We start from the raw sequence: 15,873 nt of genomic DNA, 5'->3' as shown, positions 1-15,873 counted from the left end.
CATAAGTTTCTTCTTTTTGACTCTCTATAAGAACAAATACTTTTTGATAGAAATTCTTCAATCACTTTAAAATATCATATTCTAACGTAAAAAAGAACAAAAATTTAAGTTTAAAATATAAAAAAAGTGAATAAATTCTATAAATAGATATTTTTGTTTGTGTTTACCAAATTCACTCTCCGGAATATTGTTTTTATTGGAATTTTTCGCCATGGCCTTTGGATAAGCAAATATGTTTCAACACAGATAAAAACCCCCTTCGATAATATAATCGAAGGGGGGTTAGAAATGATTGAAATTTCACCCTAAAAACTATCACTATTTCTGCTATTTCACTTATCCTTCAAAACATCAGCCTCAACTTCCACACCGTGTTTTCTGGACAGCAGTTTGCAAACTAGGATGATACTGGTTAAGCACAGTGTTACGACATTAGCCATGATAATCGCGGTATCTGACTGCACTAAACCATGAATGATCCACAAAAAGACACCTGCAACTTGTAAGAGACATGTTTCAAATGCGATTGATCGCGTATCCTTTGTTTTCAATATCTTGATTACTTGAGGGACAAAGGCAATCGTTGTTAATAATCCTGCAATACTTCCTATCATCGTTTCCCACCTTTTCAGCAATTATCCGGAATTTTCTAAGCTAATTTTATCATTCGAAATTATAGAAAAAGGTATAGAAAATCAACTTAAAAATGGATTCATGATAATTCATTAAAAAGGCCGACTATTTGTAAATCATTTTCTCACGCAGACAAGCTTTGAACTTATAAACTGTTTATCCATTGCTTGCTCTGCGCCACTTTCGTATCGTCTCTGTTAATAATTTTTTCAAAACAGGCGTCAATAATAGATAGAACACAACATTTCCAACGGCGTGCATTACATCTACAGGGATACCTGCCAAATAATAAGGCAAAAATGCTGAGATACCCAAAAATGGTGCTTGAATCGCTGATATCAAAAATCCAAATAGCAAGCCTGTGATCCCTGCATAGACCGCCTGGATCAGGATACTCTGTTTAAATTTCGGAATTTTTTTTAACAATCCGGTCAGTGAAATAAGTAGAAAATAGGTCGCGACTTGGGCGATGGTCCAAACACCCATCCCCATATAAAAGTTTGTAATCAGAATGGATAGAATACTGACTAATAATCCCTGATAGGCGCCCCAATAGATCGTGATAATCAATAATATCGCCGTAACAGGCTGCACATTCACAATAAATTGGAAGAACGTTCGACTGACGACACATAAAGCGACCATCATCGACAACAGACTTAATTCTTTTACCCCTAATGAAAAGATGGAATAGATTGATCTAGAATTGTTCAAGTTTGAACACCACACGATCGTCCTTCTTCAACACGACATCTTTTGCCCCAGCGTTCACTTGCTCATCGTTTATTGTAAAGACCCAATACTTCTTATTTTTGGCATCTTGAGCATGACCATCGATCGAGGTGATCATTCCATCATCATCCTCAATAGTGTAGTTATCCTTTAGTGCATCAAATAAATTTTGTCCTTCTTTAAACGTGATCTCCTTTTTCGACAGCTCCTTGTCACCATCTAATAACGTGATACTTGAGTGAAGCTCATTTTTTTTCGTACTTGAAACTGTCTCTTTGGCAGACGAACTATCTGTCGAATCTGCTTGATCTGATGAACATCCGCCAAATAACATCAAACTCACTAATCCCGCAAAAACTAAATTTCTTTTCTTCATTATCCTTATCCCCTTTAACTTTATTAACTAAAAAGACACCCAAAATCATGGGTGTCTGAATAAATATTGAAACAAACGACCCTGATATTGCTTGTTCGAATCAATCAACGCTAGTGTCTGACTTTGCCTCATGCATTACAGTAGAAAGGGACTGTAAAGGAATTTCACCTTTTTCCTAACCGCCGATTGAACTATTCAGTTTTAGATAAACCACAACTTTCAAGTTAAATAGTATTGTTCATCTTCTATTTCATAACTCTAAACCTCGCAGAAAGCGTCTTTATCTATATTCAAAATAACAGATTTACTTAATAAAATAAAGGTTCAGAAGCATTCAGCAAACAATTGGGCTAGATAACACAAATAAGTAATAATAAATAAAAAATATTTGCCCTTTGAATAATAACTAGACTTGAATAATCTCGTTCATTTTTTTGCTTTAGTGAAGTAAAGAGATCACCGTTTACTCACCCTTAAATACACACTGACACATACACCTAATGAAAAGACTAGTGTTCCTAATAAGAAATTTTTTAGTGAAAAATTTTGAGATCCGTAAAGCAGTAACCCAACAATTAACATGAACACTATTACTTGAATAACTCCTCGGATATAAATCTTTTTATTTCCATCCATGACTCGATATACATTCCCTTGCTACTGATTTTCTTATCGCTTCATTAGTACAACTAGTTCTTTCAATATCTTTTTTGATATACAGAACATTCAATTTCTTCGAGTTTTGCATCACTCAATACTCGCCTTCTATACAAAGAAATACTATCATATATAATTTCGCTCAGGGTAAAAAAACCTAAACAATAGAAAATCATTCCCGAAGTCGAACTTCGTCAAGAGTCGGTTTGAGTTTCATCTAAAGTCTCCCAACAACTGGTCTATAAAGTTTATGTATTAACCCTCGACCTACTTATTAGGAGAATTTCTTGAATTGTGGTATATTAATAAATGGAATTTCGTTATGAACGTTTTAGTTGCCTTTCGTCACTAATGAGAAAGGAGAATGCTATATGACATTCACTAACAAAAAATTAGAGTACCGAGTAACTTTAGATACTGACTTGAATCTATTTATTGTTTTCGACAAAAACAACGAAAACAAAAGTGCTACAGGTACCACAATTGAAAATGCAGTACAAGAATTAGCAAAAATCGCATAAGGAGTGTAAATCTCTAATGGACAATTACTGTTCGTACTGAAAGCATCTACATGTTAATCATGGTAGATGCTTATTTTTTTGTCATTGATATCTTCCGTTAGCCGAATTATCCGTAACTAAGGTCCATTGATTTTTTCTTTTGATTCCTTTACTCTTAATGTAAAAGAGGAGGCCGTTATCATGACGATAATCATTGCAGTCTACGTTGGTGTAATCGTTACAGGAGTAACTTTAGCCAAATCATTGGTTTCTAAGAATAACAGATTTTAAAAAGGGACGACTGTCCCTTTTTATTTGTTTTAATTCAAAAGTTCATTGGTAGCACTCAATATACGCTGTTTCATCTGTTGGTAAATTTTATATTTACAAAGCGTTTTCATAAATATATCCTTATATGTAAGGGGATATATTATGAAGAAAATATGCTTTGTATTAACTGTCAGCACAGGAATTAACTATGGTTCAATATTTGCGAACCCACGTGTCAGGAATAACGAGGATTTGAAAGATTATTTTTCAAAAGACTACAACGTCTCCATCAACTACATTAGAGATAAGGATTCCGTTGATTATTTGGTAGTCCCTAACCCATTTACACCTTTTGATAACGAAAATAATCTTCCAATAATTCAAGTTCCTGCAAAATTATTTATGACTAACGATTTTGAAGAAATAAAGAATCATATTGATAATTATTTCGCTACTAACTAAGACAAAAAATACAAGAGAAAATTCTCTTGTATTTTTTCGATTCGATTTAATATGACCAGTTATTTTAAACAACTAAACCAGCAATATTGACCTTACCTGAAAAACCTTTTTTATTAGTAATGCACCACTATGTTGTTCTTTTTATTTTATTATTTCCTTGCTGTTAATTCATAAACTATTGTTATTATTACTTAAAAATTCAAGTGAGGTCTCTATATGAAAAGAATAACTTTATGCATCATTCTTTTAAGTTTAATAGCTTTATCTGGTTGTGAAAAAGAAAAATCAGCACACACTAAAACTTCGACGTCTTCTTCAAAAGCATCTGTAACAGTAACAGCAACATCTTCAAGCTCTCAATTACCAGAATCAACTACCAGCTCGTCCACCGTTGTGGAATCTACTGAACAAATTTCAGACACAGCATCAACTGTCCCTAATCAAGCATCGTCGACAGTGCCTACTGAAGCTCAGCTACAAGAAACAACTTACGTAACTACAGCAGAACAAGCTAAACAAAGAATTATCGATACACAACCATTAGTTTCAAATCCAAATCTGCAACTAGATTTCTATATGCAAATTGATGCACATTTCTTATTCTCACTACACTCATTAGAAATAGCTCAGCAAGGAGGCTCTGGCACAGTTGGATTTTACAGAGTAACCCCTCTAGGAGAAGTGTTCGAAACAAACGCTTACGGAAGCAGATTATAAAAAATAGAATACCCAACAAGTCTTCCACTAAAGATAAAAGTCATTTTAGTATTAAGCGTATGTTTTCTAGTAACGACCTGTACTTCTCAAATCAATAGAAATTCCGCCATATCTATTGATTCAGTCCATAAACCATACGTTGGCGGAGGCCACATTGACTTGCAGGCACTCTAGTCCATCCCGAAAGATATAAATTCTCAAAAAAATTTTTACCGAGCAACTATTGGAGGTAATTTTAATTGAACAAAGACAAAGTAATTGGTGTTGCGCTTGCCATACTTGCAATAATTATTATCATTCTATACGTCTTAAAGAATACTTTGCTATCAAATATGAGCATAAACTACATTGGTCTCATCATTGCTTTAGTTCTTATTATGAATGCCGTGCTTGTTCTCATTTTAAATCCAAAGAAACAGAATAAATTATTTGTGTCTAGACCTATAGGATATGGATTAACCATAAATCCGAGAAATCCAATGGGACTACTAATTTATGCCCTTTTGATTCTTTTCATTTTTTTAATCACTGTTTGAGTTTTTTTGCCGTGATTTCATTCATAGTGTGGCTTATTTTGTCACTCCATAATCACCCATACTGTGAATCTACATTTTCATCTCACTACCCTAATTAAGCTCGCATTTCTTCATCCATCCTATCAATTTTTCAACTAATCTCCGTTATGCCAAACCTTTATTCTATACATAAAAACCTCAAGAATAAGGAAGGCCCTTCTTGAATAAAGTCTGATAAAACTTAAAAAACTAAATTTTGCCTTCTCTAACTGAATATGCGTAGATAAACTTGATTTAGTCGTCATCCCTCTTACTCCGGATGGGAGGTGATGCGACTTTGAGTAAGTTTATTCGATATGCCTTTATGGGATTGATTGTAGCTCTCATCAAGAACTAGTTCAGTGGACGTTAAATACCCCTGCAATTTTTGATCGCAGGGGTCATAGGTATACCTTTTGTTTTAGAAATCATCATTCTTCTCAATTCAGCTCTTTGTTTACGGTGTGATAAGCTAGCTTTTTTGATCAATGATTTCTTTTAAATCAGCAATAAAATACAAGTTGCCTGTAAAGCTTGTTAATATCCATAAGCAATCAGCACTTCTCCGCTAACAATCGGCAAGCTTGTGACTTGATACAAGATCTGTCCGTCTTGTTCAGCAGTATATTCTCCCAAAATATTTCCAAAGAAATCTTCTGTTACTCCTAAAAGCTGACCCTTTTTGACTACGTTTCCTATTTTGCAAGCAGGTGTCCATAAACCTGTTAATGTGCTATCAAAATAGCAGATTTGGGTGAGTAATTTCAGCTCTTTCTTCTTTAGTAGTGAGTGCTCCAGCATTCCTAAATGCGTCATGATTCTTTTAGCATCGTCAACGAATCCGGCTATATCTTTGGCACATCGTTCGCCATACCCTCCGCGCTCGATCAACAAGGACGGAACACCTATTATAGAAGCGTGATTGTATGCGCCTGTACGACTTTGGGAAGCTACGCCAAAAGGCAAATTTAAATAATTCGCTGCTTGCCGAGCTTTTTGCATGACCGAGTCCTCACCAAAGCCGGGCACAAAGACAAATGATTCTAGTTGTTCTGACAAATCTCCACTGTGAAAATCCAGATAGAAATCCGCCAAATAAAATATCTCTGTTTCCAGCGCATAAGCGAGTCTTTCTGATTCTGTCCCTGTCGGATTTCCCGGGAAACAGCGATTAAGATTTTTTCCATCGGCGGGATTGATGAATGCGGCGCGTTCAAAAAAAGCGCGTTGATTGATACAAGGAAAAATCAGCAAATTTCCAACAAGCCTATCGGGATCTATCTCTTGAATCAATCGTTTCGCGGCTTCGATCCCAGGATATTCAGACCCGTGAATGCCTGCGGTAATCAATACTGTCGGCCCCGATTCTTTACCTTTGATGATCGATACGGGAAGTTCTAGCTTTGTTCCTCGAACTTGGAAATAATAATTTTTGGCACTAGCAGAGGACTGCTGCTCCAGTAAATGTTTCACGATAGATTTTCTCCTTTGGTCAGTTCTCCAGCAAAAGACGCTGTTTTACTTTGGATAGCGAATAAACTGAGTTAAGCAAGCATTGTGTATACGTCACTTCCGAAGCATTCAGATTCTGTTCCTGTGACAGCCGATCCACGATCACCCCATTTTGCATCACCAATATTTCATGGGCAAAGGACTGGACCAACGCCAAGTCATGGCTGACAAACAGGATTGTCATATTATTTTTCTTCTGTAAATTTATCAAGAGGTCGATAATATTTTTTTGTACGGACACATCTAGTGCGGAGGTCGCTTCATCGCAAATCAAAATTTCTGGATTCAACGCTAATGCTCGAGCAATACACACGCGCTGACATTGCCCGCCGCTCAAATGATGCGCATATCGTTCCAAATATTCTTCAGAAAGATCGACTAGCGCCAACAGCTCCTGTGCTTTCTTTCGTTTATCCTTTGCTTTCAATCTTTTGTAATTAAACAACGGCTCGGTCACGACATCGATGACTTTCATTTTTGGATTGATCGAGGCGGTGGGCGATTGAAAGACCATCTGGATATTGGGTCGCAGCTGCCAGATTTCTCGTCGATTTAGATTGAGAATATTTTTTTCTCGATAATGAATCTTACCTTGAGTCGGTGTTTCCATCAGCATCAGCATATTGACTAGCGTCGATTTTCCCGATCCGCTTTCGCCAACGATACCTATTGTTTGGCCTTTTTTGGCAGTAAAAGAAAGCTGATCACAGGCTGTTAAGGTTTCTTTATTTGGTAAGATAAATTCTTTGGTCAATCCTTGAATATCTAAAATCAACTCAGACATAAGCGGCTCCTTTCAGTTCGGGAACTGAGGCTAACAGTTTTTTAGTATAGGCACTTTTCGGCTGAGTAATCACTTCTAATGGAGAACCCTGATCAACAATTTTGCCGTTTTCCATCACGATCAACCGATCTGCCATGTGTGCCGCCATCGCCACATTATGTGTAACGAGCAGGACCGATACAGAAAATTGTTCTCTGACCTGCAGCAGCTGCTCCACGATTTGTTCCTGCGTCACGACATCCAGCGCACTGGTTGGTTCATCGGCCAGAAGCAGACGAGGATTGAACGTCATCGCCAGCGCTATCCCTATCCGCTGGCACATTCCGCCGCTCAATTGATGGGGATAGCTGTCCATAATACTGCGAGCATCCCGCAGCTGCATTTTCTTCAGCATCGCTTCCGCTTGTTTTCGGGCATCCTCAGAGCTGACTGATTCATGCTGGCGAATATATTCTTCGTATTGTTTTCCGATTTTTCGGATAGGATTCAACGCGGCGGTACTGTCTTGAAAAATCATCGAAAAGACAGTACCACGCATTTTCTGCCATTCAGAAACTGACTGCTGCAAGAGTGACATTTCTTCAAATTGAATCATTCCTGAAATCTGTGTTTTTTTTGGCAATGCGCCTATAATCGTCTTCAATACGGTGGATTTCCCGCTTCCACTTTCTCCTACGATACAAACAATCCCCCCCTTGTCTATGGACAGATTGAAATCGTGCAGTGTAGGCTGTGGATTTCCTTGATATTGAACGGATAATTGTTCGATCTTCAGCATAAGCGCTCACCCTCTATTTAAACTTCACGTCTTTTGTTAACCAATAATAGTCCATTGGATACAATTCTAGTCCGGTTACCTTATCCGAATGGAACAGGTAGGTTGTTTCATAACCAAAGAAGACCGTTGCCGCATCATTCATTATTAATTGCTGGATCTCGATATCTAACTCACGGCGTTTATTCTCATCGAACGTAATTGTCAATTCATCAATCAGCGTATCCACCTGTTCATTTTTGTAGCCTGCTTGATTCGATGGCGATTTACTGTACCAATTTTCGCGTAAATAATTTTCTGGATCACCGGTATTTGCGACTAACACATTCCAGATCAGCATATCGAAGCTGCCGGAATCCCGCATATCCAATAATGTTTCATAGCTGACTGTATTCAATTTGACATTGATCCCGATATCCTTTAAGTTCGCCTGTGCTGCCTGCGCATAGATATTTAATTCTTCACGACTGGTGTAGATCACGAATTCCAGCTCCAAGGGTTTGCCGTCCGGCATTTCAACAAAACCATCGTCATCGGTATCCTTGTACCCCGCTTCTGCCAATAATTTTTTCGCTGAAGCTGGATCATAGGCATTTTCATCCTTCAAGTCATCAAAGCCAAAATCCAAGGTCGGCGGGATCGGTGCTTTGCCTGGTGTTGCACCGCCTTTTAACAGTTTATTTGCATAGCTTTCACGATCCAATCCGCGAATCAACGCTTGCCGCAATTTCAAGTCTTTTAGCGGTCCGTTTTGATTCATAAAGGAATAGGTTGAACGTAACGAATCTAGTTCTAGAAACTTGATATCTTTTTGTTTCTTGAACTCGGCTAGATTTTCCGTTTTTAAGTTATAGGCAGCTTGGATTTCACCATTTTGCAACGCCATCGAACGAGTAGCCTGATCATCGATACATTTCATCGTGACCTTATCCAACGGGACTTTACCATCCCAATAGTGTTCGTTTTTGACCAACTCGCAATCTTCGGTGGGATTAAACTTCTTCACCACATATGGTCCGGTACAAATCGGCCCGTCTTTAGCAAAGGAATCCATATCGGCCGTCGTATCGACGATCAAGAAGAGCGGATCGGCCAAGCTTCCCGGAACAACAGCAGAAGGCTTCTCTGTTTTGATCACTAATTGATTCTCTTTCACTTCGATTGATTCTGGTTTGAAAAAAGTTTCTCCCCGTGAATTAAGCTTGAATGCCCGTTCAAGGGATTCTTTCACAATTTTAGGGGTCATTTTCGTGCCATTGGAGAACTTCACATCTTTACGAAGCGTGAAGGTCCACGTCAACTCGTCATCACTGACCGACCAGTCTTCTGCTAAACAGGGTTCGATTTTCCCGTCCTTATCAAATCGAACCAAGTTTTCCCCAACCCATAGCGCGAAACGACCCAGCCAAAATATTGCTCCGTCGGCTCTAAAGTATCCGCGAAGCTTGTTACGCCGATCGTCAGATTTTTTTCGTCACTTTCGGCGGCCTCCTTGTCATTTCCGCAGCCGGCCAATCCACCAACCACCAAAAGCAATAATGCTGCTGCAATTCCGCGAGTTGCCATTTTTTTCATTTGATTTCCTCCTTTATCCTGTCTTTGTTTCCATCAAGTCACTTACACTGTCGCCTAAAAGGTTAAACGTCACCACCACAATCACCATCGCCAGACCCGGATAAATCATCAGCCATGGTGCGGTTGTCAGATAAGTCCTCCCTTCATTCAGCATCAATCCCCACTCCGGCGCAGGTGCCTGTGCACCAAATCCTAAGAAGGACAGGGCCGCGATTTCCAGCATCAGAGTGCCCATATCAGTCATCGCAGTGACTAGCATGGGGGAAAAAATATTCGGCAAAATATAATTAGACATTAGTCGACTGTTACTGGTTCCCGTCACCAATGCCGCCTTCATAAATAAACTTTCATTGATTCTCAACACTAAGCTTCGGGACAATCGCGCATATTTTGTCCAGCTGACCGCGGTAATAGCGATCACTGCATTCACCAAGTTCGGCCCCAATACTCCCGCAATCGCAATCGCCAGCACTAATCCTGGAAAAGAGATCATCATGTCGGCGATCCGCATGATAACAAGATCTACCCAGCCGCCGAAAAAACCGGCCAATATCCCGACAAAAGTTCCTAGTACAAAAATGATCCCCACCATAATAATCGTTGAACCGACGGATGTACGGGTCCCGAAAATAATACGTGATAATAGATCTCGTCCCAATTTATCCGTGCCGAATCGATTCACACTGTTTGGCGCGGTCAGCGATTTGTTCATATCAGCAGCTAATGGATCGAAGGGCGCCAGCTGTTTCGCAAAGAGCGCAACTAAAAAGATCAGCGCCAGCAAAATCAATGAGATCGTCAGTTGTTTGTTCTTCTTCAACAAAGCCAAAGTTTTTTTCATGACTCGTTCTCCCTCAGTCTTGGATCAATCAACGGATAAGACAGATCGACCAGAATATTGATCGTCATGTAGAGCAATGAGATCATCAATACATAGCCTTGGATCAGCGGGAAATCCCGGCAAGCGATAGCTTTTACCGCCATATTGCCTAATCCCGGCCAATTATAAATAATCTCTACAACAGCTGTGCCGCCTAACAGACTTCCAAAGGACAACCCTAAAATCGTGACCAGCGGCAGCAAGACATTCGGCAGCACATGGCGAAGAAGGATTTTATTTTCCGAAATCCCCCTCATCCGAGCTCCCATCACATAGTCCTTATTCAATTCTTCTAAAACAGTAATTCGAACTTGCCGCGTATACTTGGCTGACATCGCTAAGGCCAACGTGACTGCCGGCAAGATCAGCGATCGAATATCTGCTGTGCCGCCCGAAACCGAGACCCAGCCCAGATTCACACCGAAGATCCGCAGCAAAACAAGCCCGATCCAAAAACTCGGTATTGAGATGCCAATAAAGGAAAATCCGCGAATCAGATAATCCAAGAGTTTGTTATGAAAAACCGCCGATAAAATACCCAAGGGAATCGATACGACGATCATCAGCAGCAAGGAAGAAACGGCCAAAGCCACCGTTGGAATAAAGCACGAGAGCAATTTCTGAAAGACCGGGACCTTGAAGGAATAGCTCATCCCCATATCACCGGTCACTACCCCCTTCAGCCAACTGCCGTATTGGATCAAGAACGGCCGATCCAAACCTAAATCTTTTCTGGCCTGAGCCAATGTTTCTGGCGTTGGAATATTGCCACATTCCGTCAGCATGATTTCTGCCGGATCACCCGGCGATAAGTAAACCAATAGAAAGGTCAAAAAACTAATGCCGAATAATACGATCACCATTTGAATGATTCGCTGCTTGCTCCTCTGAATACTCATTTTTTTCTCTCCCGTATAAGTCGTCTGTGCGACTTTTTGACATGCAAAAAAGCCCTAATCCAATGAATTAGGGCGTGCCTTTATACGACAAAAAAACAGTTTTATCCGGTCCTCTGCTCATTTGCGGTATAAAAGAATTTCCCAATCCATTCTCTTATCGCTTTCAACAAAGGTATCCTGACTTCGCTTCATCCTACTCTCATGCCTTCCCGTAAAGTGGCGTCAATGATTTCGTCTGCGTATACAGTAGAAAGGGGCTGTTGAGGATTTTCACCTCATTCCCTTTATTGAATGCGTTTTCTTTCATTGAATTATAAGGGAGTTCGCTGAAGAATCCTATGAATCATAAATAGGTCAGCCAAAATTTCACAAATTTGAAAAGGATAAAGCAAGATATTACTATTTTTATTAATTTAACAACTATCAAAAAAACGACGATTTCAAAAACCGTCGTTCGATCGTTAGAATGGTATACATTTACGCGATCTTTCTTGCTTACTCTGTATATAGGAGATAAGCTTAGCCTTCCTCATTAGCTGGCAATGTCTGCATCAATGCAAAGAAGTGTTCTGACTGACCAGTACTAAAATAGTTATACCAAGCTTCCAATGTGTCCGCTTGAAAAACATCTAAACGTTCAATGATTTGTTTTGCCCACAACAATCCTCCAGTCGAACTGGCAGTGATCAGATTATTATCTGCTACAGAGGGCTCGTCGATATAAAAACTTTGTCCCTGATAGCTTGGCGAAACCATATCAAGAAATCCTGCTCCGTTACTAGTATGAGGACGCTCATCCAGCAAACCTAAGTTAGCCAATGCAGCCGTTGCTCCGCAGATCGCCCCTACCGTAGCACCTGCAGCAAGAAGTTCGCTGGTTTTTTCTAGGATAGCCGCATGTTTTGGATCATTCCACGTATTTGCTCCTGGTAGTAACAGCACACTATTTTCGTTCACTAGAATATCATCAATTAAACAATCAGGCACGATTGTCATCCCACCCATTGTGTTGATTGGCTCTTTGGAATGGCTGACTGTTTTGAGTGATACAGCTTGTGCATCCTTTTTAAAAAATCGTCCAGAATTCAGTTCTGAAGTCACATACCCAATTTCCCAGTCAGCTAAAGTATTAAGAACATAAACATAGATTGTATTCATAATTTTCCTCCAATTTCGTTGTGTTTGATTTGATTACATGTTTAGTATACCTAGCAATCGTTGACATCTGTATGGCAACAATCTATACTGAACTGAAAAATATTTTTGGAAGGGGCATTCGATGAAAGTTGACCGGCTTGTCAGCATTATTATGATCCTGCTTGATAAAGAACGAATCGGCGCACAGGAGTTAGCAGAAAAATTTGAAGTTTCCCCCCGCACGATTTATCGCGATATAGATTCTATCAATTTGGCTGGCATCCCGATTCGTTCGACTTCAGGAGTAGGCGGCGGCTTTGAGATCATGGAGAACTATAAGGTGGATCGCAAGGTCTTTTCGACGACGGATCTTTCCGCTATCTTGATGGGTCTTTCCAGCCTTTCCAATATGGGACATGGTGAAGAATTGGCGAATGCACTTGCGAAAGTCAAGAGTTTCGTCCCGGCCGACAGAGCAAAAGATATTGAATTAAAAACCAACCAACTATACGTAGATTTAAGTACATGGATGGGCAACAAGAATATCAAACCCTATTTAAAGCTGATTCAAACTGCTCTAAAGGAAAATAGACTGCTCTCCTTTGATTATGCGGATCGCCATGGCAATAAAACCGCACGAACAGTCGAGCCCTATCAGCTTGTCTTAAAAAACAGCCATTGGTATTGTCAATGCTATTGCTGCGAAAGAAAAGATTTCCGCTTATTCAAGCTCTCTCGTATCACAAGCCTGCAGTTGCAAGAAAAAACTTTTACACCGCGAGAATATCAAAAACCGCAGCTGGAATTCCCTGATATTATAGAAAGTATGCAAACAACGATCATCATTCGAATCCATCGATCTGTCATGGACGGCGTACTTGATTATTGTACTTATGAACAATTTGAGCCGGATGGTGAGGAGCATTACCTCGTCAAATTCCCTTTCATCGAAAATGACTACAACTACAATATTCTCTTCAGTTTTGGGGATAAATGCGAGTGCTTAGAACCACCGCATATTCGCGAAGAAATGAAACGAAGAATACAGAATATTGCTGAATTATATGCAAAATAAAAAACGATCACTGAAAATTCTCGGAAGAGTTTTTCAGTGATCGTTTTTATTTTCTAAATTGGGCCTCGTATAAATTGCGGTAGGCTCCGCCTTTTTCCATCAGCTCTTCGTGGGTGCCCTGTTCTAGGATACCGTCCGAACTAACGACGACGATCCGGGTTGCGTGCTTAATCGAGGCTAAGCGATGCGCAATGATCATAGTCGTCCGCCCTTTCGCCAATGAGTTCAAGGATTCCTGAATCACTTGTTCTGTTTCGGTATCCAAAGCGGAAGTCGCCTCATCTAAAATCAAAATAGGTGGATTCTTCAAGAACATCCGAGCGATCGCTACCCGTTGTTTTTGTCCGCCAGAAAGTTTAACCCCTCGTTCACCGATCTGAGTATCGATCCCCTCTGGCATTTGTTCTAATACGCCCTCCAAGTGAGCCAATTTTGCGGCAGTCAGAATGTCTTCATTTGTTGCATCCAAACGACCATAAGCAATATTTTCTCGAATACTTCCTGGGAATAGGAACACATCCTGTTGAACAATTCCGATTTGATTTCGTAAAGACGCGAGCGTCATATCCCGAATATCGATCTCATCAATTGTAATTTTTCCATCGGTCACTTCGTAAAAGCGCGGCAATAAGTTGCACAACGTCGTTTTCCCTGACCCGCTTTGACCAACAAACGCCACCGTTTCCCCAGTTTTGATCGTCAGGTCAACATGATTCAGCACTTTTTTCCCATCCGCATAAGAAAAGGACACGTCATCATAGTTGATATTGCCCGCTAAATGAGTCACATTCAGCGCATTTGGCCGGTCTACAATGTTTGGCTTTTTATCCAATTCTTCTGTCAAACGTTTAAACCCTGCGATTCCTTTGGGATAACTTTCAATCATATTATTGACCTTTTCAATCGGACGGACGAAAACATTGGCTAAAAGAATAAACCCAACGAATTGACCATTAGTTAGCTCCCCTTGAATCACATAATACGAACCAAAAATCAGCGTGAACAGGTTAATCAAACGAATCAATAAATAGTTATAGGCCGAACTGATAGCCATTATTCGATAAAATAGAATCTTTGACTTGCGGTAAGCCTCGCTCAAACCGCCAAATCGATGGTACTCATATTCTTCATTGGCAAAGGATTGCGTCACCCGAATCCCGCTGACGGAAGCCTCCACACCCGCATTAAATTCACCCAAATCTTCATAGATCCTAGTATTCACATTGGTCATTTTCTTATTGAAAAACACTAACGCAATCGTAATCAGCGGCAATACAGCAAACGTCGCTAGCGCTAGTTTTGCATGGGTGTTGAGCATCAATAGAAAGGCTCCGACCAGCGTCATGATCGTGATAAAAACATCCTCTGGACCATGGTGAGCGACCTCTGAAATTTCAAACAAATCGGTGGTCAAACGACTAATCAATTTCCCCGTCTTTTGATTGTCGTAATACTCGTATGGCTGAGTCTGCAGGTGAGCAAATAACTCTCGGCGCATATCTGTTTCAATGTTGACCCCCAATTTGTGTCCAAAAAAGACCACTATATACTGGAGAATCGTATTTAATACATAAAAAAGAAACAGTGCGAGACAGGCCAATAAAATGATCCGAAATTCTTTTCGCGGCATGATTTTATCGATGACCTGATTCACCGCAACCGGAAATGCCAGCTCTAACAAACCAGCAAATACCGCACAAGTGAAGTCCAGAATAAACAGTTTTTTATACGGACGATAATAGCTAAAGAAACGTTTTAACATCTTTGAAACTCCTTTATAATAAATTTACGCTTGAATCAAGTTTCTTGGCGTCAATTCCATCCATTATAGCAAAACTATTGAGGCCGTGCCTCGGCTAATTTCATCCCGTCTATTTTTCAAATTTTTTTCAATTCGCTACTAGGGGATTTCCTACTTCCACCCACCCATTCTTAAACCACATACTAACCTCATCAAAGCAAAAATTTTCCTTTGCTGGCTCTTTCAATAAAACTATTCTGATCGCTTTTCCATGAATCAAGTTCTGCATTAAGCAATAGGTCAATTCAGAAAAACTCGCCGCGCCGATATAACCTGAGACGCCATTTTTATCTTGATTATATAAGTAAAAAATATCAGTAACTTCAATATTCCGAAAGAAAGTCGTCAGAATTTGAGGGTACTCCTCTGTTAGATTCTGACTAGGACGTGGATAATCGATCAGCTCTACTCCAGTCTTTTCAAAATATCTTAGCAATTTCTGATACTCCGCTTGAAAAGCAATACTTCCCGAAACAACGACTCTCATAGCTTCTCCTCCAAACCTTTGATCTCGATAAACCTCAAAGCAAGTAT

At 39.8% G+C, this 15,873-nt stretch carries 18 protein-coding genes and 1 riboswitch; of the genes, 5 read left to right on the top strand and 13 right to left on the bottom strand.

Features of this window, described 5'->3' with window-relative positions; all coding sequences use genetic code 11:
- Positions 1-332: 332 nt before the first annotated feature.
- The 3 genes from I585_RS11085 to I585_RS11075 form a co-directional block, all read right to left on the bottom strand.
- Complete coding sequence (locus tag I585_RS11085) at positions 333-614, bottom strand: SemiSWEET transporter (RefSeq protein ID WP_010741868.1); 282 nt, start codon at positions 612-614, stop codon at positions 333-335.
- A gap of 175 nt (positions 615-789) precedes the next feature.
- Positions 790-1,362: an ECF transporter S component gene (locus tag I585_RS11080; protein WP_010741867.1), complete on the bottom strand. Its 573-nt coding sequence runs from the start codon at positions 1,360-1,362 to the stop codon at positions 790-792.
- Positions 1,334-1,741, bottom strand: a complete 408-nt coding sequence (locus I585_RS11075; protein ID WP_010741866.1) for a DUF4430 domain-containing protein — start codon at positions 1,739-1,741, stop codon at positions 1,334-1,336. The genes I585_RS11080 and I585_RS11075 overlap by 29 nt, the downstream gene beginning before the upstream one ends.
- A gap of 1,028 nt (positions 1,742-2,769) precedes the next feature.
- On the opposite strand from I585_RS11075, the gene I585_RS23390 reads away from it, so the two are divergent.
- The 4 genes from I585_RS23390 (at position 2,770) to I585_RS11060 (ending at position 4,883) form a co-directional block, all read left to right on the top strand.
- On the top strand, positions 2,770-2,919 hold the full coding sequence (locus tag I585_RS23390; protein ID WP_010741865.1) for a hypothetical protein: 150 nt from the start codon (positions 2,770-2,772) through the stop codon (positions 2,917-2,919).
- Between the two features lie 411 nt (positions 2,920-3,330).
- Positions 3,331-3,630, top strand: a complete 300-nt coding sequence (locus I585_RS11070; protein ID WP_010741864.1) for a hypothetical protein — start codon at positions 3,331-3,333, stop codon at positions 3,628-3,630.
- A 216-nt stretch (positions 3,631-3,846) separates the two neighbouring features.
- Positions 3,847-4,347, top strand: a complete 501-nt coding sequence (locus tag I585_RS11065) for a hypothetical protein (protein ID WP_010741863.1) — start codon at positions 3,847-3,849, stop codon at positions 4,345-4,347.
- Between the two features lie 239 nt (positions 4,348-4,586).
- On the top strand, positions 4,587-4,883 hold the full coding sequence (locus I585_RS11060; protein WP_010741862.1) for a hypothetical protein: 297 nt from the start codon (positions 4,587-4,589) through the stop codon (positions 4,881-4,883).
- Between the two features lie 555 nt (positions 4,884-5,438).
- Here the strand turns inward: I585_RS11060 and I585_RS11055 are convergent.
- From I585_RS11055 to I585_RS11025, 8 genes are all read right to left on the bottom strand, one after another.
- Positions 5,439-6,374: a M14 family metallopeptidase gene (locus I585_RS11055; protein ID WP_010741861.1), complete on the bottom strand. Its 936-nt coding sequence runs from the start codon at positions 6,372-6,374 to the stop codon at positions 5,439-5,441.
- Between the two features lie 19 nt (positions 6,375-6,393).
- A complete protein-coding gene (locus tag I585_RS11050; RefSeq protein ID WP_010741860.1) occupies positions 6,394-7,197 on the bottom strand; it encodes an ABC transporter ATP-binding protein in 804 nt (267 codons plus the stop codon).
- Complete coding sequence (locus I585_RS11045; RefSeq protein ID WP_010741859.1) at positions 7,190-7,975, bottom strand: ABC transporter ATP-binding protein; 786 nt, start codon at positions 7,973-7,975, stop codon at positions 7,190-7,192. Before I585_RS11045 ends, I585_RS11050 begins: the two co-directional genes overlap by 8 nt.
- 13 nt (positions 7,976-7,988) lie before the next feature.
- Complete coding sequence (locus I585_RS11040) at positions 7,989-9,344, bottom strand: ABC transporter substrate-binding protein (protein WP_010741858.1); 1,356 nt, start codon at positions 9,342-9,344, stop codon at positions 7,989-7,991.
- Positions 9,302-9,547 carry a hypothetical protein gene (locus I585_RS23525; protein ID WP_010741857.1) on the bottom strand — a complete coding sequence of 82 codons (246 nt, stop codon included), beginning with the start codon at positions 9,545-9,547 and terminating at the stop codon, positions 9,302-9,304. The genes I585_RS11040 and I585_RS23525 overlap by 43 nt, the downstream gene beginning before the upstream one ends.
- A 13-nt stretch (positions 9,548-9,560) precedes the next feature.
- Positions 9,561-10,388 (bottom strand): nickel transporter permease, encoded by an 828-nt coding sequence (gene nikC, locus I585_RS11035; RefSeq protein WP_010741856.1) that lies wholly within the window; start codon positions 10,386-10,388, stop codon positions 9,561-9,563.
- Positions 10,385-11,326: a nickel ABC transporter permease gene (nikB, locus tag I585_RS11030; protein ID WP_010741855.1), complete on the bottom strand. Its 942-nt coding sequence runs from the start codon at positions 11,324-11,326 to the stop codon at positions 10,385-10,387. The genes nikC and nikB overlap by 4 nt, the downstream gene beginning before the upstream one ends.
- A 155-nt stretch (positions 11,327-11,481) precedes the next feature.
- Positions 11,482-11,645: riboswitch (cobalamin riboswitch) on the bottom strand.
- A 200-nt stretch (positions 11,646-11,845) separates the two neighbouring features.
- Positions 11,846-12,484 carry a type 1 glutamine amidotransferase family protein gene (locus I585_RS11025; protein WP_010741854.1) on the bottom strand — a complete coding sequence of 213 codons (639 nt, stop codon included), beginning with the start codon at positions 12,482-12,484 and terminating at the stop codon, positions 11,846-11,848.
- 121 nt (positions 12,485-12,605) lie between these two features.
- Between I585_RS11025 and I585_RS11020 the strand changes: the two genes are divergently transcribed.
- On the top strand, positions 12,606-13,538 hold the full coding sequence (locus tag I585_RS11020) for a helix-turn-helix transcriptional regulator (RefSeq protein WP_010741853.1): 933 nt from the start codon (positions 12,606-12,608) through the stop codon (positions 13,536-13,538).
- A 46-nt stretch (positions 13,539-13,584) separates the two neighbouring features.
- Here I585_RS11020 and I585_RS11015 read toward each other — a convergent pair whose 3' ends face one another.
- On the bottom strand, positions 13,585-15,300 hold the full coding sequence (locus I585_RS11015) for an ABC transporter ATP-binding protein (protein WP_010741852.1): 1,716 nt from the start codon (positions 15,298-15,300) through the stop codon (positions 13,585-13,587).
- Between the two features lie 127 nt (positions 15,301-15,427).
- A complete protein-coding gene (locus I585_RS22625; protein WP_010741851.1) occupies positions 15,428-15,826 on the bottom strand; it encodes a hypothetical protein in 399 nt (132 codons plus the stop codon).
- Between the last annotated feature and the right edge of the window lie 47 nt (positions 15,827-15,873).

It is taken from the genome of Enterococcus malodoratus ATCC 43197 (assembly GCF_000407185.1).
GTDB lineage: Bacteria > Bacillota > Bacilli > Lactobacillales > Enterococcaceae > Enterococcus_A > Enterococcus_A malodoratus.
This window is presented reverse-complemented; position numbering and strand designations above follow the sequence as displayed.